This is a genomic window from Burkholderia sp. JPY481 (assembly GCF_038900515.1).
GTDB lineage: Bacteria > Pseudomonadota > Gammaproteobacteria > Burkholderiales > Burkholderiaceae > Paraburkholderia > Paraburkholderia youngii.
On record NZ_JAYMRT010000004.1, the window covers coordinates 505,214 to 525,409 of the forward strand.

Consider the following 20,196-nt stretch of genomic DNA (forward strand, 5'->3'; position numbering starts at 1 on the left):
GGTCGACGCCGCCGCAATCCGTACCGCATGAAAATACTCTTCTACGCCCCGCACACCGAAGCCGCCGCCTGGCTGCACGACTTCGCGCGCGCCTTGCCCGCGGCCGAGCTGCGCGAATGGCAGCCCGGCGACAACGCGCCAGCCGATTTTGCGGTGGTCTGGCGTCCGCCGCGCGAGATGCTGGCCGGCCGCACTACGCTGCGCGCGATCTTCAATTTGGGTGCGGGCGTCGATGCGATTCTCGCGCTCGAACGCGCGCACCCCGGCACGTTGCCGCCCGAGGTGCCGCTGATTCGCCTCGAAGATACCGGCATGGGCGCGCAGATGGCCGAGTACGTAACGCATGCGGTGCTGCGCTATCTGCGTCGCTTCGACGAATATCAGATGCTGCAAGACGAGCGCCGCTGGAAAGTGCTCGAGCCGCATCCGCGCGCAACGTTCACGGTGGGCGTGCTCGGTCTCGGCGTGCTCGGCACGCAGGTCGCGCAAACGCTCGCTTCGTTCGGCCTGCCGGTGCGCGGCTATAGCCGCAGCGCGAAGCAGATCGACGGCATCGCGACGTTCGCCGGCGACGCCCAGTTCGATAGCTTCCTCGACGGCGCGAAGGTGCTCGTCAACCTGCTGCCGCATACACCCGACACGGAAAGCGTGCTGAATGCGCGAGTCTTCGCGAAGCTCGTGCGCGGCGCGTATCTGATCAACGTCGCGCGCGGCGCGCATCTAGTGGAAACGGATCTGCTCGCCGCGCTCGCGAGCGGCCAGTTCGCCGCCGCGACGCTCGACGTGTTCCGCGAGGAACCTCTGCCCGCCGATCATCCGTTCTGGCGCGAGCCGCGCATCACGATCACGCCGCACACGTCGGCGCTGACATTGCGCGAGGACAGCGTCGTGCAGGTCGCGGACAAGATCGGCGCGATGATGCGCGGCGAGCAGGTGAGCGGCGTCGTGCGGCTGGAGCGCGGCTACTAAGTGAATTCCCACACCCGCGCGCGTCGCAGACGTGCGCGCTGAACTGAATCACAGCAATGCGGCGGCACCCGTCCTGGATGGGACTGCGATAAAACCGCATCGGATCGGAGACACATCATGGCCTTACCGCAACAAGTGAAAATCGTCGAAGTGGGTCCGCGCGACGGGCTGCAGAACGAGAAGGAATTCGTGCCGACCGCAACCAAGATCGAACTGATCAACCGGCTGTCGGCGGCGGGTTTTCGCAACGTCGAAGCGGCGTCGTTCGTGGCGCCGAAATGGGTGCCGCAGATGGCCGACGGCGCTGATGTGATGGCCGGCATCGAGCGCCGCGCCGGCACCATCTACTCGGTGCTGACGCCGAACCTGCGGGGCTTCGAAGGCGCGCTCGCGGCGCGCGCCGACGAGATCGTGATCTTCGGCGCGGCGAGCGAGGCGTTCTCGCAGAAGAACATCAACTGCAGCATCGCCGAGAGCATCGAGCGCTTCGCGCCGGTTGCCGCAGCGGCGAAAGAACATGGCCTGCGGATTCGCGGCAGCGTGTCGTGCGCGCTCGGCTGTCCGTATCAGGGTGAGGTGCCGGTCGCGTCGGTCGTCGATGTCGTCAAGCGCTTCGCGGCGCTCGGCTGCGACGAAATCGATATCGCCGACACGATCGGCGTCGGCACGCCGAAGCGCACCCGCGAGGTGTTCGAGGCGGTGACCGAAGTGTTTCCGCGCGAGCATCTGTCGGGACACTTCCACGACACCTACGGCCAGGCGCTTGCGAACATCTACGCTGCGTTGCTCGAAGGCATCGAGATTTTTCATGCGTCGGTCGCGGGGCTCGGCGGTTGCCCGTACGCGAAGGGCGCGACCGGCAACGTCGCGACCGAAGACGTGCTGTATCTGATGAACGGCCTCGGCATCGAGACCGGCATCGACCTCCCCCAGGTGGTCGAGATCGGCGACTTCATTTCGAACGCGATCGGCCGGGCCAACGTGTCGCGCGCCGGCAAGGCGCTGCTCGCGAAGGCGCGCAGCGAAGCGAATTCCTGCGTATAAACGCTCCATCCATTTTGAATCAGGATCTCCAACGATGAACGACCTCGCGTCCTTCGACTCCGACGATCTCGCCGCGCTGCCCGACTCGGCACGCCGCGTCGCGCTGCTGCTGCGCGAACGCGGTCACGCGGGGCGAATCGTGATGCTGCCGGAAACCGGCAAGACGTCCGCCGAAGCGGCCGCTGGACTTGGCTGCTCGGTCGCACAGATCGCGAAGTCGATCCTGTTCCGGCGCCGCGAAGACGACGCCCCAGTGCTCGTGATCGCGAGCGGCGCGAATCGCGTCGACGAAAAGAAGGTGGCCGCGCAGGTCGGCGAGATCGGCCGCGCGGACGCGAAGTTCGTGCGTGAAAAAACCGGCTATGCGATCGGCGGTGTGTGCCCGGTCGGCCATGCGACCGAACCGGTCACCCTGATCGATGCCGATCTGCTCGAGCTGGAGAGCCTGTGGGCGGCCGCTGGTCATCCGCATGCAGTGTTCAATCTCACCGCGCAGGAGCTGATTGCGCTGACCGGCGCGCCGGTCGCCGATGTCGCGTTGCGCGAGCCGGCCTGAACACGATGGCGAGCAGTAAGCCTTACGAACAAAAAGCCGCCGGCGTCTGTGTGCCGTCGCCGTGCATCAACGTGTGCAGGATGGATGCGTCGACGGGCTGGTGCGAAGGATGCCTGCGCACGATCGATGAAATCGCCGGCTGGTCGACCTTCAACGACGACGATAAGCGCGCGGTATGGGACTCGATCGAAGCGCGCCACGCGCAGTTCATCGCTAGCCGCACGGCATCGACGGCGAAGGAGAAGCAATGAAAGCCGCACCGCGCGTCGTCACGCTCGGTGAGACGTTCAGTTCGACGGTCGAATTGTCGGTGGATTCGATCAAATCGTTCGCGACGCTCGTCGTCGATCTGAACCCGCTGCATCACGATGAAGCGTATGCCGCGCAAAGCCGCTTTGGCGGGCTGATCGCGTCGGGCACGCAACCCACCGCGTATTTCATGGCGCTCCTCGCCACGCATTTTTCGACTTACGCGCAACCACTCGGCCTCGAATTCGATATCAAGCTGAAGAAGGCAGTGCAGGCGCACGACACGCTGACGATAACCTGGCGTGTGCGCGACGCTCACTGGAAGCCGAGCCTGAGCGGCGACCTGACCTACCTCGAAGGCACGGTGGTCAATCAGCGCGGCGAGCTGATGCTTACGGGCACCTCGACGATCCTCGTGATGCCGAAGCCCGACGTGCTCGAGCACGCGCAATCGAAAACGGCCGCACCATGATCGCGCTGCCCGCATCGATCCAGGTGTTCGAGCGCGGCTGGCTGTCGTCGAACAACGTGCTGCTCGTCGATGACACCTGCGCGGCGCTCGTCGATACCGGCTATGCGACGCACGCTTCGCAGACGGTCGCGCTGGTGCGCAATGCGCTGCACACGCGGCCGCTCGATCTGATCGTCAACACGCATCTGCATTCGGATCACTGCGGCGGCAACACGCTGTTGCAGGCCACATGGCCGTGTCGCACGCTGATCCCGTCATCCGAAGCCGATGCCGTACGCGACTGGGACGAAACGCGCCTCAGCTTTCGCGCGACCGGTCAAACCTGCGAGCGCTTCGGTTTCACCGGCACGCTCGCGCCCGGCGCGCGATCCGCATTCGCTGATGCTTTATTGCGCGGACGAACGCTTGCTGATCAGCGCCGACGCACTATGGGAAAACGGCTTCGGCGTGATCTTTCCCGAACTCGAAGGCGAAAGCGGCTTTGCCGAGCAGCAGGCCGTGCTCGACATGATCGCGACACTCGACGTGCGCGTGGTCATCCCTGGCCACGGCGCGCCGTTCACGCATGTCGAACCGGCGCTCGAACGCGCGATGTCGCGCGTCGCGTGGTTGCGTGCCGACCCCGCGCGCAATGCGAGGAACGCGCTGAAGGTGCTAATCGTATTCAAGCTGCTCGAAGTCCGCGAGATGAGCGTGGACACGCTTTTGCGCATGCTCGACGACGCATCCGTGATGCGCGCCGCCGCGTCGATGCTGAAGCCACGCAGCGAATGGCCAGCGATGCTGAAGGGAATGATCGGGGAGCTCGCGGCAAACGGTGGACCGCTCGAAGTGGACGGCACGCGCATTCTCGCCCGGCGTTGAACGTGTGATTGGCCCGTGCAGTCGGGTGCAGTTGGAACGCGCACCGGAACCAAAACCGTACCTACAAAAAGAAAGCCGCTCGACAAGGCGAGCGGCGGAACATCTGTGTGGACGTGATCAGCGTCGCCATCAATGATACGCGAGCGAATATTCGCAACGCATCGGTGATTTCCCTACAGAAATTTGACACCGCGTTTTACAAATGCATACACATTCTGTCATCAAGCCGCGTTAGGCGTTCGAATGCGCGCGCTTATTCCGGAATCCCTGGCAAGAGCCGTATCACGTGGACGAAAAGCGCTTTTTCTGCGGCACGATCCGCCAGCCGAGATTCACGCCCGCCGCTGCCAGCAGAATCAGCGCGGCGCCAAGCACCTGAATCCATGCGAGCGTCTGCCCGAACGCAATCCGGTCGACGATGATCGCGACCACCGGATAGATGAATGACAACGCGCCCGTCATCGACGTCGGCAGCTTCTGGATCGCGCCATACAGCAGCACGTACATGAGACCGGTATGGACGACGCCGAGCACGACCAGTTCGAGCCACTGCACACCGCTTGCCGGCAGTGCGTCGAAGCGCACGAACGGTGCTAGCAACAGCACGCCGAGCGACACCTGGATCAGCGCGAGCAGATGCGGCGGCGTGCCCTTCAGCCGCTTCGTGATGATCGACGACACCGCGTACATCGCCGCCGCGCCGACCGCATAGGCGACGCCGACCAGATATTGCCCCGGCACCGCGAGCACGGCCGGCTCGACCTTCACGACGAACACGAGCCCGACGAACGCGACCACGAGCCACGCGATCGTCGACGTGCTGATGCGCTCGCGAAACACCAGCGCACCGAGCCCGACCAGCATGAACGGCTGCGTGTTGTAGACGGCCGTCGCCATCGAAATCGACGCGCGTGAATATGCGGCGAACAGCAGCACCCAGTTCACGACGATCGCCGCGCCGCCGAGTAACGCGAGGCCGAGCATCTTCCACGAAAACAGCTCGCGGCGGAACAGGCCGAGCACGGCGCACACGAGCGCGAGCGTCGCGCCGCCGAAAATGCAGCGGAAAAACACCACGTTAAAGGGGCTTTGCTGCGACGACACGACGAGCCAGCCGATCGTGCCCGACATCAGCATCGCAATGCTCATCTCGGCCGCGCCGCGGCGGATGTCGCTGGACGAACTGCTCGCGGTCGTTGCTGAAGCCTTGTTTGAAGCCATGGTTCGATCCCGGATTGATGACTGCATAACTGGCAGTGTAATTAATCCACCTACGCGAATACATGGCTAAACTTAAGCGTTACTGCTTTTTCACCTCATAAACGAAGGCCACTATGAGCAAACGCCTTGCTTCGATCACGCCGGTCGCACTCGACGACACCGACCGGGCACTGCTCGCCGCGCTCGCGCAGGACGCGCGCCAGCCGGTCAGCGAACTCGCGCGCGTCGTCGGCTTATCGGCGCCCAGCACGGCTGAGCGCGTGCGGCGGCTCGAAGCGCAGGGCGTGATCGAACGCTTCACCGTGCAGATCGATCCGCGCGCGCTCGGCTTCACGCTGCAGGCGATCGTGCGCGTGAAGCCGCTGCCGGGCCAGTTGCATCTGGTGGAAGAAGTAATCCGGCGCATTCCGGAGTTCGTCGAATGCGACAAGGTAACCGGCGACGACTGTTTCATCTGCCGCCTGTACCTGCATTCGATCGAGCAACTCGACGAGATCCTGTCGAAAGTGACCGAGCGCGCGGAGACCAGCACCGCGATCGTCAAGTCGACGCCGGTCACACGACGTCTGCCGCCGCTCGGCTGAGAAAGGTCGAACGAAGGCCGCGCGAAGCGGCCCAGCGCTTATTTTTCGACCGCCTCGAAAAACGACAGCATCTCGGCGACCAGTTCGTCCGGGGCTTCCTCGGGCAGATAGTGTCCGCACGATAGCGCGCGGCCGCTCACGTCGCGCGCGACATGCCGCCATTCGTCGAGCGCATCGAAGCATTTTTCGACCACGCCCTTGTCGCCCCACAGCACGCGCAGCGGACAGCCGATCTTGATGCCGCGCTCGATATCGGCGCGATCATGCTCGAGGTCGATGCTCGCCGACGCGCGATAGTCCTCGCACATCGCGTGCACCGCGCCCGGTTGGGCGAGCGCTGCCCGATAGGCGTCGAGCGCGGCGGGATCGAACGGCGCGAGGCCCGCGTGACGTCCGCCCATCACCGCGTCGACATAGGCGGCCGGATTCGCGCCGATCAACGTTTCGGGCAGCGGCTCGGGTTGAATCAGGAAGAACCAGTGGAAGTAGTGCGTCGCGAACGTTCGGTCGGTGGCTTCGTACATCGCGAGCGTCGGCGCGATATCGAGCAGCATCAAACGCTCGACCGCATCGGCGTGATCGAGCGCCATCCGGTGCGCGACGCGCGCGCCGCGATCGTGCGCGCAGACGAGGAAGCGCTCGAAGCCGAAGTGGCGCATCACCGCGACCTGGTCGGCGGCCATCGCACGTTTCGAGTACGGCATGTGCGTCGCATCGCTCGGCGGTTTGCCCGACGCGCCATAGCCGCGCAGATCGGTTGCTATCACCGTGAAGTGCTGTGCGAGCGGCGCGGCGCAGCGTTCCCAGATCAGATGCGATTGCGGATGGCCGTGCAGCAGCAACAGAGGCGGCCCGGCGCCGCCCTTCACTCCGAAAATATCGACATCGCCCACGGCGACGCGAAAAGGCGTGAAATTTTCGAAGGCCATGACGTCTCGTTGATCGATTCAGGTCCGTGCATTGTAGAAGGCCGACAAGTCCGTGCGAGGTGGGATAACCCCCGCAGACATGGAACCTGAATACTCCTTCGAACCGTTCAAATGGCCCTAACGCGCCGGTGCTCGTCCACTTAGCCTATAATCGAACGATCGTTCTTAAATGTTTGCCGCGACTGCGGTATGCCGGTTTCGTGCGATTGCCACACGCATTCGCCGCTCGGCCTGCCGCAAGCCGCGTGCCGCCGCTAAACTCATCTATTCGCCGGGCGCGCGCCGCACCGGTTGGCCCAATCTGGAGATTCGCACCATGGCACTGCCCGCCGTTCTGCAAAACCTCGCGCTGCCCGTCGTCGCTTCACCGATGTTCATCGTCAGCTATCCCGAACTCGTGTTGGCACAGTGCAAGGCCGGTATCGTCGGCTCGTTCCCTGCCCTCAACGCGCGTCCGGCCGAGTTGCTCGACGAGTGGCTCACGCAGATCCAGGCGCAACTCGCCGAGCACAGGGCCGCGAACCCGGATGCGGTGATCGGCCCGATCGCGGTCAATCAGATCGTTCATCAGTCGAATGCGCGGCTCGAACACGACGTGCGCGTCTGCGTCGAGCACAAGGTGCCGATCTTCATCACCAGCCTGCGCGCGCCGGCGCGCGAGATCGTCGATGCGGTGCATAGCTATGGCGGCATCGTGCTGCACGACGTGATCAATCTGCGTCATGCGCAGAAGGCGCTGGACGCTGGTGTCGACGGGCTGATTCTGGTTGCGTCGGGCGCGGGTGGCCACGCGGGCACCACCTCGCCGTTCGCGCTGGTCGGCGAGGTGCGGCGCATTTTCGACGGCCCGATCGTGCTGTCGGGCTCGATCGCGAACGGCGGCTCGATTCTCGCCGCGCAGGCGATGGGCGCGGACCTCGCGTACATGGGCACGCGCTTCATCGCGACCAAAGAGGCGCATGCGGTCGATAGCTACAAGCAGGCGATCATCAACGCGAAGGCGTCGGACATCATCTACACGAACCTGTTCACCGGCGTGCATGGCAACTACATCCGCGAGAGCATCCAGAACGCGGGGCTCGACCCGGACGCGCTGCCCGAATCGGACAAGACCAAGATGAACTTCGGCAGCGACAAGGCGAAGGCGTGGAAAGACATCTGGGGCGCGGGCCAGGGCGTCGGCCTGATGGACGACGTGCCCGACGTCGCCGAACTCGTGCGGCGTCTGAAGAAGGAATACGACGACGCGAAGGCGCGGCTCGGCATCGCGCGCTGAGGTGTTGAACGGGGGCGGGCCGGGCCGCCCCTCGCGGCCTACATATTCCGCCGATACTGCCCGCCCACCTCGAACAGTGCATGGGTGATCTGCCCGAGCGAACACACGCGCACCACGTCCATCAACACCGCGAACACGTTGCCGTCGTCGATCACCGTGCGCTTCAGGCGTTCGAGCGCCTCAGGCGCGGCGTCGCGGTGGCGCGTCTGGAAATCGCGCAACCGCCGCAGCTGACTCTGCTTTTCCGCGTCGGTGGAACGCGCCAGCACCAGCGGACGCGGCGCTTCATGCGGATGCGCGCTCACGAACGTATTCACGCCGACGATCGGATACGAGCCGTCATGTTTGCGATGCTCGTACAGCATCGACTCGTCCTGAATCCGTCCACGCTGATAGCCGGTTTCCATCGCGCCGAGCACGCCGCCGCGCTCGGTGAGCCGCTCGAACTCGGCGAGCACCGCTTCCTCGACCAGATCGGTCAGCTCGTCGATCACGAAGCTGCCCTGATTCGGATTCTGGTTCTTCGCCAACCCCCATTCGCGATTGATGATCAGCTGGATCGCGACCGCGCGGCGCACCGATTCCTCGGTCGGCGTCGTGATCGCTTCATCGAACGCATTGGTGTGCAGCGAGTTGCAGTTGTCGTAGATCGCGATCAGCGCCTGCAGCGTCGTGCGGATGTCGTTGAAATCGATCTCCTGCGCGTGCAGGCTGCGGCCCGACGTCTGCACGTGATACTTGAGCTTCTGGCTGCGCTCGTTCGCGCCATAGCGCTCGCGCATCGCGATCGCCCAGATGCGCCGCGCGACGCGGCCGAGCACCGTGTACTCCGGGTCCATGCCGTTCGAGAAGAAGAACGACAGATTCGGCGCGAAGTCATCGATCGACATGCCGCGCGCGAGATACGCCTCGACGTACGTGAAACCGTTCGCGAGCGTGTAGGCGAGCTGCGAGATCGGGTTCGCACCGGCCTCGGCGATGTGATAGCCGGAGATCGACACCGAATAGAAATTGCGCACGCCGTGTTCGACGAAATACGCCTGGATGTCGCCCATCACCTTCAGGCTGAATTCGGTCGAGAAGATGCAGGTGTTCTGCCCCTGGTCTTCCTTCAGGATGTCGGCTTGCACGGTGCCACGCACGTTTTCGAGCGCGGCACGGCGCGTTGCGGCGAGTTCGGCTTCGCTCAGCGGACGGCCTTGCTGTTGCTCTTTCAAAGCAATCTGCTGGTCGATCGCGACGTTGAAGAACATCGCGAGGATCGTCGGCGCGGGGCCGTTAATCGTCATCGACACCGACGTTTCCGGCGAGCACAGGTCGAAGCCGTCGTACAGCGTCTTCATGTCGTCGAGGGTCGCGACCGACACGCCCGAATTGCCGACCTTGCCGTAGATGTCCGGGCGCTCGTGCGGCTCCTCGCCGTACAGCGTCACCGAGTCGAATGCGGTGGATAGCCGTTTGGCCGACATACCTTCCGACAGCAGCTTGAAGCGGCGATTGGTGCGCTGCGGATCGCCCTCGCCCGCGAACATGCGCGTCGGGTCCTCGTTCTCGCGGCGAAACGGAAACACGCCAGCGGTGAACGGGAAATAACCGGGCAGATTGTCGAGCATCAGCCAGCGCAGGATCTCGCCGTGATCGACGAATTTCGGCAGCGACACTTTGCGGATTGCGGAGCCGGACAGCGTCGTGACCGTCAGCGCGGTGCGGATTTCGCGTTCGCGGATGCGCACCACGTGTTCGTCGCCGGTATAGGCGGCCACCGTTCGCGGCCACGCATCGAGCAGCTTGCGTTCGCGCTCGCCGAGCGCGGTGTTGCGTTGCTCGATCAGCGCGTCGAGCGATGACGCGTCGTGGCCCGCTTCGCCGAGCATGCGGCGCGTCTCGATCAGTTGCCAGCGCTCGCGCGCGATCTGCGCCTGCACGTCGGCCCGCTCGCGATAGCCGCGGACGGTTTGCGCGATGTCGGCCAGATAGCGCACGCGCGCGGGTGGCACGATTGCGTGCAGGTTGCTCGAAAAGCGCAAACCTTCGGGAGCACTCAGCCGGGCGCCGCCGTCGCGCAGACCGTGGGCGCGCAGCGCTGCGGCGATGCGCAGGTACAGCGCGGTCACGCCGTCGTCGTTGAAGCGCGACGCGATCGTGCCGAACACCGGCATCGCATCGGGCGATGTCGCGAAGTCCGCGCGGTTGCGCTGCACCTGCTTCGCGACATCGCGCAGCGCATCCTGCGCGCCCTTGCGATCGAACTTGTTGATCGCGACGAAGCTCGCGAAGTCGAGCATGTCGATCTTCTCGAGCTGGCTCGCGGCACCGAACTCCGGCGTCATCACGTACAGCGATTCGTCGACGAACGGCACGATCGCCGCATCGCCCTGACCGATCCCCGAAGTCTCGACGACGATCAGATCGAAACCCGCGACCTTGCACAGCATCAGCGCGGCGGGTAGAGAGTCGGAGAGTTCGGTCGACGCCTCGCGCGTGGCCATCGAGCGCATATACACACGGGCGTCGCCCCGTGCGCCGCCGCCCCAATCGCCGATCGCGTTCATGCGGATCCGGTCGCCGAGCAGCGCGCCGCCGGATTTGCGGCGCGACGGATCGATCGCGAGCACGGCGATGTTCAGCGTGTCGTCGTAGTCGAGCCGGAAACGGCGGATCAGCTCGTCGGTCAGCGACGACTTGCCCGCGCCGCCGGTCCCGGTGATGCCGAGCACGGGAACCCGCGTGGTCTGCGCGAGTGTCGATAGCTGGTCGCGTGCGGCGGCGTCGACGGTGTTCGTTTCGAACGCGCTGATCAGTTGCGCGAGGCGGCGGAAGATCGGCGCGGCGGGATCGGCGGGGTACGAGCCAGGGGCAGCGCGGCCGTGCGGAGCATTAACCTCGACGCAAAGCGGCAACGGCCGCGCGGCCAGTTCGGCGAGCCATTCGCGCACCGGCGTCGGGCGCGCGGCATCGGCCGCGCGCGCGCCTTCGACGCAGCGCGCGATCATATCGTCGATCATGCCTTGCAGGCCGAGCCGCTGGCCGTCGTGCGGCGAGTAGATTTTTTCGACGCCGTCGCGTTCCAGCGCGGCGATCTCCTCGGGGACGATCACGCCGCCGCCGCCGCCGAACACCTTGATGCGCTCGCCGCCGCGCGCACGCAGCAACTCGACGAGATAGCGGAAATATTCGTTGTGACCACCCTGGTAGCTCGACACGGCGACGCCGTCGGCGTCCTCGTTGAGCGCGGCGGTCGCGACTTCGGCGACGGAGCGGTTGTGGCCCAGGTGGATCACCTCCACGCCGCTCGCCTGCAGGATGCGCCGCATGATGTTGATCGACGCGTCGTGGCCGTCGAACAGTGCGGCGGCGGTGACGAAGCGCAGGCGCCGGCCCGCGGGCAGTTCGTGGCTGCCGGCACGCTGCGGCGTGGACAGATCGGTCATGTCTCCCCCAATTCATTTAACTGATGGGTGTTGACAGTCAGTATATAGAAACGGGGTAAGACGGCGCCGGGGCGCCGGGCGGCCGATTGGCGGCGTCTGTTAGGTGCTGCGGGAAACGCTACCGCACAGCCAACCCCTTGATCTCATCGAGCGACGGCCACAGCGATTCGTTCGCGAACCGCTCCGCCAGAAAATCGACGAACGAGCGGACCTTGGCCGACAGATGCCGCCGGCTCGTGTAGACGACGTGGATCGGCAGCTCGCGCGGCGGCACTTCGTCGACGAGCAGCGGCACGAGCCGCCCTTCGGCGAGATCGCTGCCGATCACCTCGGTGCCGAGCATCGCGATGCCCGCGCCGTGCAGCACGACCACGCGCTGCGCCTCGAGCTGATTGACGATCAGGTTGCCCGACAGGCGCACGCGCGAGCTCGCGTCGCCGGTCGCGACTTCGAGCGCCGACACGCCCGCGTACTGCAGATAGTTGTGGCGCGCGAGATCGGCGACGCGCTTCGGCGTGCCATGCTTGCGCAGATAGGCGGGCGACGCGCACAGCACCAGGTGAGCAGTCGCGATCTGCCGCGCGATCAGCGACGACGACTTGAGCCCGCCCGGCGACGCGCGAATCGCGACGTCGAAACCCTCATCGATCAGCTCGACGACGCGATCGGACAGCGTCATATCGACGGTGACCTGCGGATACAGCTCGGCGTAGTCCGCGACCGCGGCCATCACGTGATTCAGGCCGAACGCCGACAGCGACGACACCCGCAGTCGCCCATGCGGCACGACGCTCGCCGCGCCGACCGCCTGGCCGGCCTCGTCGAGCTCGGTGAGCGCCTGACTGAGCCGCTCGTAGTACTCGCGGCCCGCCTCGGTCGGTGCGACGCGGCGCGTGGTGCGGTTCAGGAGCCGCGCGCCGAGCTGCTGCTCCAGATGCATCACGTGCTTGCTCGCCATCGCGGCGGACATCTCCATCTTCTCCGCCGCACCGACGAAGCTCCCGGCTTCGACCACGTGGCGAAATACTTTCATGCTGACGAGGGTGTCCATCTCAGTCGCTCGCTTCAGGAATCAATCGACGTCATTTTGCCTAGTTTATCAAAGGAACGGCAGCAAACATCCGGTCTTCGACTGCGGTGAAAACGACAAAGCCCGCGTTCCGGGCGGAACGCGGGCTTTGCGGTGAAACCGTTCGCCGGGATCAGAACTTCGCGCGCAACCCCGCGCCGTACGTGTTGCCGCTCGACTGACCGGTGATGTGGTCATACATGTACGCGGCATAGACGTCGGTGCGCTTGGACAGCGGATAGTCGTAGCCGACCGCCGCCGTCTGGCGCGTCTGGTTCGAACCGCCGCCGTTACGCGAATACGCGTAGGACGCCATCACCGAGCCCGGCCCGAACGGTACCGTGACGCCGCCCTGTCCGGTGTTCACGTGCCAGCTCGTAACCTGCTGGTTGTTGTACGTGTACATGTACTGGCCGTACAGCTTGACGAATTTCAGGTCGTACGACACGCCCGCCTGCGCGACGCTCTGGCTGCGCAGACCCGGCACGCCCGAGGTTTCGAAGCTGCCGAGGTCGCCCGGCACGTTGTTGAAGTTCACGTACTGGTACACCGCGGTCGCCGCGAACGGGCCGTGGAAGTACAGCACCTGGCCGCTCCACTTCTTCGCGCCGTTCTGCGTCGTGTTGCCGAGCGCGTACATCGCCGTCGCCGACAGGCCGTTGAAGTTCGGCGTCGCATACGACACAGCGTTGTTCCAGCCCGAGTCGCCGGTCACGCCCTGGTCGGTCGTGTAAGTCGGGAACGTGCCGAGGCCGAGGTACACGTGGGTGACCATCGGCGAGAACACGTACGAATCGACGAACGGGTTGAACAGGATGGTCGACACGAACAGCGGCGTCGTCAGCCGGCCGGCGGTCACCGTGCCCCACGGCGCTTCGATACCGACGTACGCGTTACGCGAGAACGTCGTGTCACCGGTGAAGCGGCCGTACTCGCCGGTTTGCGCGCGGAAGAAGCCTTCGATCGTGAAGATCGCCTTGTAGCCGTTGCCCAGATCCTCGGTCCCCTTGAAGCCCCAGTAAGACGTCGACATGCCACCGCCCGACACGACCACCGCCGTCTTGCCACCCGGAAACTTCTGCGCACCGACCCATTCGTCGACCTGGCCGTAAAGCTGCACGCTCGATTGCGCGAACGCCGACGATGCGCTCGCCAGCGCGGCGACGCATGCGGTGGTCTTGAGAGTAGTCTTCAGCGCGCTGCTGAGGCTTGTGTTCATGGGTTCTCCAATCTTTGTCAAAAAGGTGTGGCTGTGCGAAAGGGGGCGCTCGCGCGAAAGGTTGTTGTTATCCGTTCGATCGTCGAGTCAATCGGGGCGGGTCCATCTTTGCGGACCATTTTTATAAACAAAAATATCGCTGCTTATTGCGGGTATATCGGTCTGATTAGTTTGGTCGGTTATCGGCTTGATACGACACTTTGAGCGGACTGCGGCCGGCGCCTCGAACGCAATGCGGCATGCGGCGAACGGCGCGCCACAGCGTGTGGGAGCGCCTTGAATGACGGGCCGATGACGCGACGCGGCAGAATGCCAAGATTTGACGCTGACAGATACTTCGATGCCGAGCGTTTTCAAAAAAGTGTGGCGTCGAAACGTCAGATTGGGCGCTCGGGCGCGGCGGAAGGCGCGCAAGGGATCGCGGGAAGGGATTCGGAGGACGGGTTTTGCGACAGGCGATATGCGGTCGCGTTGTGTGCAAAGCCGGCAGGCTCACCCGTTCAGGTAGCGGCGAACGTGGCCCACATGGCGCGAAACGATCGGGTAAATCGCGCTCAGCTAATTGCGATAGGGTGAACCGCCTGGTTGCCGCGGATCGTCGGCTGGACGTTGCATCGGACGCGCGGCGCCGCGCTCTTCGTTGTAGCGGGCGACGTCGGCGCGGATCGAACCGTTGCGCATCGGCATGTTGGACGGGGGATGCGGCACCGGACGCGATTCCGCGCTGACCGGCGTGATCGCGCCGGCATAGCTGGACGGATCGCCGACACGGCGCATGCCGGACTTGTAGCTGCCGAAGCCATAACCGAAATTGGCGTCCGTTATGTTCGGATTGCCGCGCTGCGCGCGTGCGTCACGCCAAGCCGTCGCATTGCGCGAGCCGCGCGGAGCGGGCGCACCGCCCGGGCCGGCGTAATGGCCGTCGCCGCGCATCTCCATGCGCGGCGCGTGGCCCCCAGCCTGGTGCGAATAAGCACCGCCGCCATGCGGCACACCTTGCCCCTTCGCATAGGCGAACGAGCACAGCACGGCGATAACCGCGCCCCACACCCAGTGCCTCGTTCTCGACAACCCGTCCACCTTGTGACTCTCACGCCCGAAGACTTGCCTGAAATCCACCGTTCGAGCTGCGATGGACCTGTTGCGGGAGGAGAAATGCGCCGCGTGCCTGCCGCGGCGCAGGGCATCCCTGCGGCCTTTGACTGAGTAATTTATGGTCGTGGGCAGAGGGTGTCGAGCCAAAAAGTGTTAGGTCTCGTCGGTGGATGTAACACCCTGTTACTGCGGCGTTTTTCCGCGCTGGAGCCCTTGTGCGGGGGCGTCTTTGCGGCTTGCCAAGGGGCGTTTTTACCTCCCTCACGCAAGCGCCGTTTGTTGCAAATAAACGCCGCCTGCAACGTCAATGGGTAAACGATTTGTGGCGAGGAAGCACGTCGCCAATACTGAAATCGGGTGCGCCGCGCGGGTCAATGCGCAAACTTCATTAATCGATTCGGCAAATGAATTTGCGTTTTCAATCGACTTTCGACAACAATAGTCGTTTCACATTGGCACGCACCGCGCCCTGACAGGCCCGTCCCGTGCTTACACCGCGTCATTGAATTGAGATTGCGACATGGCCCGTCCGAAACTCCTTCCCGATAACTTCACGCTGTGCCTCGTCGGCACCGTGATCCTCGCCAGCCTGCTGCCCGTTCATGGACAGGCCGCGGTGGGATTCAACTGGGTGACGAACATCGCGGTCGGCCTGCTGTTCTTCCTGCACGGCGCGAAGCTGTCACGCGAGGCGATCATTGCGGGCGCGACGCACTGGCGCCTTCACCTGGTGGTGCTGCTGAGCACGTTCGCGCTGTTTCCGCTGCTCGGCCTCGCGCTTAAACCGGTCCTTTCGCCGCTGGTCACACCGTCGCTCTACGCCGGCGTCCTCTTCCTCTGCACGCTGCCATCGACGGTCCAGTCGTCGATCGCGTTCACGTCCATTGCCAAGGGCAACGTGCCGGCCGCGGTATGCAGCGCGTCCGCCTCGAGCCTGCTCGGCATCTTCGTCACCCCAGCACTCGTCAGCCTCATCGTGACGAATCAGGCCGCGAGCGGCGGCACTTCGCCGTGGCATACGATCGGCAACATCGTGCTGCAACTGCTCGTGCCGTTCGTGGCCGGCCAACTGCTGCGCCCGCTGATCGGCAAGTGGATCGAGAAGAATCGCGGCGTGCTGAAGTTCGTCGACCAGGGCTCGATCCTGCTCGTCGTGTACGGCGCGTTCAGCGAGGCCGTCACCGAAGGCCTGTGGCACACGATTCCGCTTTCTGCGCTCGGCGGCCTCGTCGTGGTGAGCTGCGTGCTGCTCGCGCTCGCGCTGGGCATGACGATCTTCGCGAGCAAGCGGCTCGGTTTCAACCGCGCGGACCAGATCACGATCATCTTCTGCGGCTCGAAGAAGAGCCTCGCCGCCGGCGTGCCGATGGCCAAGGTGATCTTCGCGTCGCACGCGGTCGGCGCCGTGGTGCTGCCGCTGATGCTGTTCCATCAGATCCAGCTGATGGTCTGCGCCGCGCTCGCGCAGCGCTGGGGCGCCCGCGACCTCAGCGGCGAGAGCGAGGCGGCGGCGCGGCGACCCGCCGCCGCCGTCGCGCGCCGTTGAACGCACACGCAATGCAAACAGGACATTCATAAGCGCCCTCCCTGAGCGTCGTTTTGATCGTGTGAAGCAAGCCGCCTTCGGGCGGCTTTTTCTTTTGGCGCTTCATTGGCCGTTGTCGCTATTTCACGCGCAAACGCTCTCGCTGTCGCCTCGGCCGGATGGCATAGGACGATTCTGGATGAACGTCGAAAACGGCGGCCCACCTATTGTTTAGTCTTTTTTACTAAACACTTTAACTTCAGACAACTCCATAAAATACGGGTATTTACCGGTGTTGCTCGGACGTTTTGCGGGCTGTTTTGGCAGCGTTTTACTATACAATCGCCCGACCTGAACCCGTGCTGCCTCGCCTTGCGCGGCAGCTTCATTCGATGGCAACAACCATCCGCGACGTCGCCCGCGCGGCCAGCGTTTCGATCGGCACCGTGTCGCGCGCGCTCAAAAATCAGCCGGGCCTTTCCGAGGCCACGCGCGAACGCGTCGTCCGAGCGGCGCGCCAACTCGGCTACGATTCGGCGCAGCTGCGTCCGCGCATCCGTCGCCTGACTTTCCTGCTGCATCGTCAGCACAACAACTTCGCCGCGAGCCCGTTTTTCTCGCACGTGCTGCACGGCGTCGAAGACGCGTGCCGCGAGCGCGGCATCGTGCCGTCGGTGCTCACCGCCGGGCCGACCGAGGACGTGATTCACCAGATGCGCCTGCACGCGCCCGACGCCGTCGCGATCGCCGGCTTCGTCGAGCCCGAAACGCTCGCCACGCTGGTCGCGATGCAACGCCCACTGGTGCTGATCGATCTATGGTCGCCGGGCCTGCGCTCGGTCAATCTCGACAACGCCGGCGGCGCCACCCTCGCGATGCGCCATCTGTTCGCGCAGCAGCGCAAGCGCGTCGCGTTCATCGGCGGCTCGCTCGCGCACTTCAGCATCGCCGAGCGCGCGCTCGGCTACCGGCGCGCGTTCTTCGAAGCGGGGCTGCTGTTCGACCCGTCGCTCGAAGTGACCATCGACGCCGGGCTCGATCCCGACACCGGCGCCGCGCGCGCGATGCAGCGCCTGCTCGACGCGCCGGGCCCGCGCCCCGACGCCGTATTCGCATTCAACGATGCCGCCGCGCTCGCCGCGCTGCGCGTATGCCTCGCGCGCGGTCTGAGCGTGCCCGACGACATCGCGATCATCGGTTTCGACGACATTCCCGCCGCCGCCCACTCGACCCCGCCGCTATCGACGATCGCTGTCGACAAGGAAGCGCTCGGCCGACGCGGCGTCGAACTGCTGCTCGAAGACTCGCCCGCCGAACTCGAAGTCCGCTTGCCCGTTCAACTCGTTGCCCGTGCCAGTACTTTGGTGAAAACGCCATGACGAAAACCGATCCGCATCACCCTCTCACCGACGTCGTGAAGGCGCCGCCGGTCGCCAGCTTCCGCAAGCGCGAGTTTTTGCTCGCGCACATCGAGGACACGCTGCGCTTCTATGCGCCGAACGTGCTCGACCCGAGCGGCGGCTTCTACCACTTCTTCCGCGACGACGGTTCGGTCTACAACCGGACCACGCGCCATTTGGTGAGCAGTTGCCGCTACGTGTTCAACTACGCGATGGCGTACCGGCAGTTCGGCGACCCGAAGCACCTCGAATACGCGCGGCACGGCCTGCGCTTTCTGCGCGACGCGCACTGGGACTCGCAGCACGAGGGCTACGACTGGGAAATCGAATGGCGCGACGGCAGAAAACGCACGCTCGACGCGACGCGCCACTGCTACGGCCTCGCGTTCGTGCTGCTCGCATACTCGCATGCGGCGATGGCCGGCATCGAAGAAGCGAAACCGATGATCGGCGCGACCTTTGAACTGATGGAGCACCGCTTCTGGGACCCCGCCGCCGGCCTCTATGCCGACGACGCATCGGCCGACTGGCGCGTCAGCACGTATCGCGGGCAGAACGCGAACATGCATACCACCGAGGCGCTGCTCGCCGCGCACGAGGCGACCGGTCATCTGGTGTATCTCGATCGCGCCGAGCGCGTCGCGTCGAACATCACGCTGCGCCAGGCGAAGCTGTCGCAAGGACTCGTGTGGGAGCACTTTCACGCGGACTGGTCGGTCGACTGGCATTACAACGAGGAAGACAGCTCGAACATCTTCCGTCCGTGGGGCTTCCAGCCGGGCCATCAAACCGAATGGGCGAAGCTGCTGCTGATTCTCGAACGCTTCCGTCCGCTGCCGTGGCTGCTGCCGCGCGCGATCGAACTGTTCGACGCCGCGATGACGCACGCATGGGACGAAGACCACGGCGGCCTCTACTACGGCTTCGGCCCCGACGGCACCGTGTGCGATCACGACAAGTACTTCTGGGTGCAGGCCGAGACGTTCGCGGCCGCCGCGCTGCTAGGCAAGCGCACCGGCAACGAGCGCTTCTGGGACTGGTACGACGAGATCTGGCGCTATAGCTGGACGCATTTCGTCGACCACAAGTACGGCGCGTGGTATCGCATCCTGACTTGCGACAACCGCAAGTACAGCGACGAAAAGAGCCCGGCCGGCAAGACCGACTATCACACGATGGGCGCGTGCTACGAAGTGCTCGCCCATGCGCTCGGCGAAGACGCGTCTGCAGGATCGACCGCGCCCGCCGCAGCGGTTTCAGCGGAGAAAGCACAATGAGCGCGACCACCGACCTCCCCGTTTTCGTGTCCGCCGGTGACATCCTCACCGACCTCGTGCGCACCGGAGCATCGCATTGGCTGTCGCGTCCGGGCGGCGCCGGCTGGAACGTCGCGCGCTGCGTCGCGCGGCTCGGCCTGCCGACCGCGTGCGCGGGCTCGCTGGGCGTCGATAACTTCTCTGACGAGCTGTGGGACGCGAGCGTCGCCGCCGGGCTCGACATGCGCTTCCTGCAGCGCGTCGAGCACCCGCCGCTGCTCGCGATCGTGCATCAGACGCATCCTCCCGCGTACTTCTTCATGGGCGAGAACAGCGCCGACCTCGCGTTCGATCCAGCCAGGCTACCGGCCGGCTGGATGAACGCAGTGAAATGGGCGCACTTCGGCGGCATCAGCCTCGTGCGTCAGCCGCTCGGCGATACGCTCGCGGCGCTCGCCGCCGAGTTGCGCTCGCACGGCGTGAAGATCAGCTTCGATCCGAACTATCGCAATCTGATGGAGCACGGCTACGAGCCGACCTTGCGCCAGATGGCCGCGCTCGCGGATCTGATCAAGGTATCGGACGAAGACTTGCGCATGTTCTTCAAGACCAGCGACGAAGCCGCCGCGCTCGCGCAATTGCGCGCGATGAATCCGGCCGCCACCGTGCTCGTCACCCGCGGCCCCGACACGGCGATGCTGCTCGACGGCGCCGCGGTGATCGAGGCAAAGCCGCCGCGCGTCGAAGTAGTCGATACGGTCGGCGCGGGCGATGCGTCGATCGGCGGTCTGCTGTTCAGCCTGATGAGCGCGCCGCAACGCCGGTGGCCCGAGCATCTCGCATTCGCGCTCGCCGCAGGCGCTGCGGCTTGCGGCCATGCCGGCGCGCACGCGCCGACGCTCGACGAGGTGGTCGCGCTGCTGTAAAACGCGGCGCTGTAATTCTGCTGCCTTGGGGCGCGCGTAGCGTGACGGATGTCGAGCACGTCGCGCGGCGCGAAGCCGGCCTGGGCGGGAACCGATCCCGCCACGCCGTGC

At 65.0% G+C, this 20,196-nt stretch carries 17 protein-coding genes and 1 pseudogene; 12 read left to right on the top strand and 6 right to left on the bottom strand.

Annotated features, from left to right (window positions below; all coding sequences use genetic code 11):
* Positions 1 to 27: 27 nt before the first annotated feature.
* The 6 genes and pseudogenes from VSR82_RS14295 to VSR82_RS14320 all read left to right on the top strand — a co-directional run bounded on the left by VSR82_RS14295 (position 28) and on the right by VSR82_RS14320 (position 4,154).
* A complete protein-coding gene (locus VSR82_RS14295) occupies positions 28 to 969 on the top strand; it encodes a 2-hydroxyacid dehydrogenase (protein WP_498857771.1) in 942 nt (313 codons plus the stop codon).
* Positions 970 to 1,086: 117 nt separating this feature from the next.
* Entirely contained in the window at positions 1,087 to 2,013 is a 927-nt protein-coding gene (locus VSR82_RS14300) for a hydroxymethylglutaryl-CoA lyase (protein ID WP_429461141.1), read from the top strand.
* Between the two features lie 34 nt (positions 2,014 to 2,047).
* A complete protein-coding gene (locus VSR82_RS14305; RefSeq protein WP_410848248.1) occupies positions 2,048 to 2,569 on the top strand; it encodes a YbaK/EbsC family protein in 522 nt (173 codons plus the stop codon).
* Between the two features lie 5 nt (positions 2,570 to 2,574).
* The gene (locus tag VSR82_RS14310) at positions 2,575 to 2,820 is read left to right on the top strand and encodes a DUF1289 domain-containing protein (RefSeq protein ID WP_429461143.1); all 246 of its coding nucleotides are present in this window, start codon (positions 2,575 to 2,577) and stop codon (positions 2,818 to 2,820) included.
* The gene (locus tag VSR82_RS14315; protein ID WP_498857772.1) at positions 2,817 to 3,290 is read left to right on the top strand and encodes a MaoC family dehydratase; all 474 of its coding nucleotides are present in this window, start codon (positions 2,817 to 2,819) and stop codon (positions 3,288 to 3,290) included. Before VSR82_RS14310 ends, VSR82_RS14315 begins: the two co-directional genes overlap by 4 nt.
* Positions 3,287 to 4,154, top strand: a pseudogene (locus VSR82_RS14320) (MBL fold metallo-hydrolase). Before VSR82_RS14315 ends, VSR82_RS14320 begins: the two are co-directional and overlap by 4 nt.
* A gap of 282 nt (positions 4,155 to 4,436) precedes the next feature.
* On the opposite strand, the gene VSR82_RS14325 reads toward VSR82_RS14320, so the two are convergent.
* Positions 4,437 to 5,375, bottom strand: coding sequence for a DMT family transporter (locus VSR82_RS14325; protein WP_429461149.1), 939 nt, complete (start codon positions 5,373 to 5,375; stop codon positions 4,437 to 4,439).
* A gap of 113 nt (positions 5,376 to 5,488) precedes the next feature.
* Between VSR82_RS14325 and VSR82_RS14330 the strand changes: the two genes are divergently transcribed.
* Positions 5,489 to 5,959 carry an Lrp/AsnC family transcriptional regulator gene (locus tag VSR82_RS14330; protein WP_368583300.1) on the top strand — a complete coding sequence of 157 codons (471 nt, stop codon included), beginning with the start codon at positions 5,489 to 5,491 and terminating at the stop codon, positions 5,957 to 5,959.
* A 38-nt stretch (positions 5,960 to 5,997) separates the two neighbouring features.
* Here the strand turns inward: VSR82_RS14330 and VSR82_RS14335 are convergent, their stop codons facing one another.
* Positions 5,998 to 6,888, bottom strand: a complete 891-nt coding sequence (locus tag VSR82_RS14335; RefSeq protein ID WP_410848252.1) for an alpha/beta fold hydrolase — start codon at positions 6,886 to 6,888, stop codon at positions 5,998 to 6,000.
* 316 nt (positions 6,889 to 7,204) lie between these two features.
* On the opposite strand from VSR82_RS14335, the gene VSR82_RS14340 reads away from it, so the two are divergent.
* On the top strand, positions 7,205 to 8,164 hold the full coding sequence (locus tag VSR82_RS14340) for an NAD(P)H-dependent flavin oxidoreductase (protein WP_429461152.1): 960 nt from the start codon (positions 7,205 to 7,207) through the stop codon (positions 8,162 to 8,164).
* A gap of 38 nt (positions 8,165 to 8,202) precedes the next feature.
* Here VSR82_RS14340 and icmF read toward each other — a convergent pair whose 3' ends face one another.
* The 4 genes from icmF to VSR82_RS14360 form a co-directional block, all read right to left on the bottom strand.
* On the bottom strand, positions 8,203 to 11,595 hold the full coding sequence (gene icmF, locus VSR82_RS14345) for a fused isobutyryl-CoA mutase/GTPase IcmF (protein WP_498857773.1): 3,393 nt from the start codon (positions 11,593 to 11,595) through the stop codon (positions 8,203 to 8,205).
* A gap of 118 nt (positions 11,596 to 11,713) precedes the next feature.
* Positions 11,714 to 12,646 (bottom strand): LysR family transcriptional regulator, encoded by a 933-nt coding sequence (locus tag VSR82_RS14350; RefSeq protein ID WP_368583296.1) that lies wholly within the window; start codon positions 12,644 to 12,646, stop codon positions 11,714 to 11,716.
* 151 nt (positions 12,647 to 12,797) lie between these two features.
* Positions 12,798 to 13,883 carry a porin gene (locus VSR82_RS14355; protein ID WP_368583295.1) on the bottom strand — a complete coding sequence of 362 codons (1,086 nt, stop codon included), beginning with the start codon at positions 13,881 to 13,883 and terminating at the stop codon, positions 12,798 to 12,800.
* A gap of 558 nt (positions 13,884 to 14,441) precedes the next feature.
* Positions 14,442 to 14,963, bottom strand: coding sequence for a hypothetical protein (locus VSR82_RS14360; protein WP_368583359.1), 522 nt, complete (start codon positions 14,961 to 14,963; stop codon positions 14,442 to 14,444).
* A gap of 535 nt (positions 14,964 to 15,498) precedes the next feature.
* On the opposite strand from VSR82_RS14360, the gene VSR82_RS14365 reads away from it, so the two are divergent.
* The 4 genes from VSR82_RS14365 (at position 15,499) to VSR82_RS14380 (ending at position 20,085) form a co-directional block, all read left to right on the top strand.
* A complete protein-coding gene (locus VSR82_RS14365) occupies positions 15,499 to 16,524 on the top strand; it encodes a bile acid:sodium symporter family protein (RefSeq protein WP_429461157.1) in 1,026 nt (341 codons plus the stop codon).
* 371 nt (positions 16,525 to 16,895) lie between these two features.
* Positions 16,896 to 17,882, top strand: a complete 987-nt coding sequence (locus tag VSR82_RS14370; protein WP_368624069.1) for a LacI family DNA-binding transcriptional regulator — start codon at positions 16,896 to 16,898, stop codon at positions 17,880 to 17,882.
* Positions 17,879 to 19,180, top strand: coding sequence for an AGE family epimerase/isomerase (locus tag VSR82_RS14375; RefSeq protein WP_368583292.1), 1,302 nt, complete (start codon positions 17,879 to 17,881; stop codon positions 19,178 to 19,180). The genes VSR82_RS14370 and VSR82_RS14375 overlap by 4 nt, the downstream gene beginning before the upstream one ends.
* Positions 19,177 to 20,085: a carbohydrate kinase family protein gene (locus VSR82_RS14380; protein ID WP_429461161.1), complete on the top strand. Its 909-nt coding sequence runs from the start codon at positions 19,177 to 19,179 to the stop codon at positions 20,083 to 20,085. The genes VSR82_RS14375 and VSR82_RS14380 overlap by 4 nt, the downstream gene beginning before the upstream one ends.
* The last annotated feature ends 111 nt before the right edge of the window (positions 20,086 to 20,196 follow it).

Bases quoted from the DNA above. Each gene is read 5' to 3' on its own strand.
- VSR82_RS14295 (WP_498857771.1), top strand. From the start codon at position 28: ATGAAAATACTCTTCTACGCCCCGCACACCGAAGCCGCCGCCTGGCTG.
- VSR82_RS14300 (WP_429461141.1), top strand. From the start codon at position 1,087: ATGGCCTTACCGCAACAAGTGAAAATCGTCGAAGTGGGTCCGCGCGAC.
- VSR82_RS14305 (WP_410848248.1), top strand. From the start codon at position 2,048: ATGAACGACCTCGCGTCCTTCGACTCCGACGATCTCGCCGCGCTGCCC.
- VSR82_RS14310 (WP_429461143.1), top strand. From the start codon at position 2,575: ATGGCGAGCAGTAAGCCTTACGAACAAAAAGCCGCCGGCGTCTGTGTG.
- VSR82_RS14315 (WP_498857772.1), top strand. From the start codon at position 2,817: ATGAAAGCCGCACCGCGCGTCGTCACGCTCGGTGAGACGTTCAGTTCG.
- VSR82_RS14325 (WP_429461149.1), bottom strand. From the start codon at position 5,375: ATGGCTTCAAACAAGGCTTCAGCAACGACCGCGAGCAGTTCGTCCAGC.
- VSR82_RS14330 (WP_368583300.1), top strand. From the start codon at position 5,489: ATGAGCAAACGCCTTGCTTCGATCACGCCGGTCGCACTCGACGACACC.
- VSR82_RS14335 (WP_410848252.1), bottom strand. From the start codon at position 6,888: ATGGCCTTCGAAAATTTCACGCCTTTTCGCGTCGCCGTGGGCGATGTC.
- VSR82_RS14340 (WP_429461152.1), top strand. From the start codon at position 7,205: ATGGCACTGCCCGCCGTTCTGCAAAACCTCGCGCTGCCCGTCGTCGCT.
- icmF (WP_498857773.1), bottom strand. From the start codon at position 11,595: ATGACCGATCTGTCCACGCCGCAGCGTGCCGGCAGCCACGAACTGCCC.
- VSR82_RS14350 (WP_368583296.1), bottom strand. From the start codon at position 12,646: ATGGACACCCTCGTCAGCATGAAAGTATTTCGCCACGTGGTCGAAGCC.
- VSR82_RS14355 (WP_368583295.1), bottom strand. From the start codon at position 13,883: ATGAACACAAGCCTCAGCAGCGCGCTGAAGACTACTCTCAAGACCACC.
- VSR82_RS14365 (WP_429461157.1), top strand. From the start codon at position 15,499: ATGGCCCGTCCGAAACTCCTTCCCGATAACTTCACGCTGTGCCTCGTC.
- VSR82_RS14370 (WP_368624069.1), top strand. From the start codon at position 16,896: ATGGCAACAACCATCCGCGACGTCGCCCGCGCGGCCAGCGTTTCGATC.
- VSR82_RS14375 (WP_368583292.1), top strand. From the start codon at position 17,879: ATGACGAAAACCGATCCGCATCACCCTCTCACCGACGTCGTGAAGGCG.
- VSR82_RS14380 (WP_429461161.1), top strand. From the start codon at position 19,177: ATGAGCGCGACCACCGACCTCCCCGTTTTCGTGTCCGCCGGTGACATC.